General features: G+C 37.3%; 1 protein-coding gene. It reads right to left on the bottom strand.

The genetic code is table 11. The features are described from left to right. Positions 1-70: 70 nt before the first annotated feature. Positions 71-907 carry a GUN4 domain-containing protein gene (locus ASL19_RS18595; protein WP_057178079.1) on the bottom strand — a complete coding sequence of 279 codons (837 nt, stop codon included), beginning with the start codon at positions 905-907 and terminating at the stop codon, positions 71-73. Between the last annotated feature and the right edge of the window lie 151 nt (positions 908-1,058).

The raw sequence follows: 1,058 nt of genomic DNA, 5'->3' as shown, positions 1-1,058 counted from the left end.
GGTTCCCGTTGTTAAATTTCTTGTTATTTACAAAACTTAACAATACTATCAAACCTTTATGGGTTAAACTCTACATGTCTTGACAGGAGGGAAGGACCGACCGACTAACCCAAACCCCAACACCATTCTTCCACCCGCTGTGAGATGACCCTGGTGCGAGTCGCACCGTTGGGAGATGACCCACTGGTGCGAGTGTCGAAAAGTTTAAGTCGCTGTAATTGAGCCATGAACCTTGTTTTCTCCATCCTACCCTGTCTCCGAAAGATCTCCATACATTCAAATTAAATTGTTTTGTGCCGCCCAGGTTTTTGTATATTTCTTGTTGGACAGATATACCAAATTTACCCTGACTATATTTTAACCACAGATTGTCAATGGTGCGCAATTCTTCATAGGGAAAATTTTCTGCATCTTCTACTCTTAAATAACCTTCTTTTTGTCTTTTAGCTAGTGCTAACATTACACTACTTGTTTCTTGATCTGCTAATTTAAAGTTTTCAGCTTTTAACAAGGTTTCTAAATTTGTATACCTGCTAGGTGTAGGTATTGAAGGTGTTGTTTGTTGTTCGTCCTCAGAATTTCTTGCTGCTTGCAGAGTAGTGATTTCACCTTGCAGTTTAAGGTTTTCAGCCTGTATAGCTTCGTTTTTTTCTTGCAGATTCCTGATTTGAGCCTCTTTATTCTCTAGTTCCTGTTGCATTTGCCTCACATCTTGGACTGTTTGCAACTTAGCTACCATTTCATTTAGTTTGGTCTGTTCCTTTAAAAGTTCAGCAATTTGTTTTTGCTGATCTTCTTTTTCCTGCTTGATTTGCTCTACACAGATTTCTAATTCGGTAATATATTGTCTCAGTCTAGTGTTATAGTTACTTATAGATTCAATGCGCTGTTGTAGGTCTCTTTGCATTTTAGTAAGTTTTATAGTTTTGTTTTGCTAAATGTATATTACACCTTATTTTCTAACAACTCTATTAGTGTCACCCTACTTGTCTGCTTGATTATTATCCCTTATTTTCCAACAACTCTATTAGAAGCTCTAAATGAGTCCATGACAAGTG

Source organism: Cylindrospermopsis sp. CR12 (assembly GCF_001432185.1).
Lineage (GTDB): Bacteria > Cyanobacteriota > Cyanobacteriia > Cyanobacteriales > Nostocaceae > Raphidiopsis > Raphidiopsis raciborskii.
This window is presented reverse-complemented; position numbering and strand designations above follow the sequence as displayed.

Excerpts from the sequence above, each read along its gene's own strand:
- ASL19_RS18595 (WP_057178079.1), bottom strand. The coding sequence starts at position 907 with ATGCAAAGAGACCTACAACAGCGCATTGAATCTATAAGTAACTATAAC.